This window comes from Treponema sp. UBA785 (assembly GCF_002297065.1).
Classification (GTDB): Bacteria; Spirochaetota; Spirochaetia; order Treponematales; family Treponemataceae; genus Treponema_D.
Genome location: NZ_DBJD01000044.1, coordinates 1 through 395, shown reverse-complemented (window position 1 = coordinate 395; position 395 = coordinate 1). Strand labels below are relative to the sequence as shown.

Sequence of the window (395 nt, the reverse complement as noted above, 5' to 3'; positions counted from 1 at the left end):
AATGCAAAGACCGCTGTTATAAAAATTGCGGAATATCTTGAAGTTTTGGATCTTGCAAATTCTTCTGTTTATGCAAAAAATTTGCAGAATTATCTTAAAAAACTTGATTCTCTTTCGGAAATTGCGCTTGAGCTTTCCAAAAAAAATGACTTTTCTTCAAAACCTTTGATTTTCTGCGACCGTTTTCCGTTCCGTTATATGACCGACGAGCTTGGAGCAAAATATTTTGCTGCTTTTTCCGGATGTTCGGCAGAAACGGAAGCAAGTTTTGAAACGGTTGCCTTTCTTTCAAAAAAGGTTCAGGAATTTGAAGAGCCGAGGGTTTTTGTGACCGAAAATTCTGACAAAAAAATTGCAAAAACCGTAATAAAAAATGCCGGATTTGACGGAAAATG

Annotated in this window: 1 protein-coding gene; it reads left to right on the top strand. The window is 36.2% G+C overall.

The annotated features are described in order from the left end of the window. The coding region (locus B2X33_RS03400) for a metal ABC transporter substrate-binding protein (protein WP_296667662.1) at positions 1 to 395 on the top strand (395 nt) is incomplete at both ends.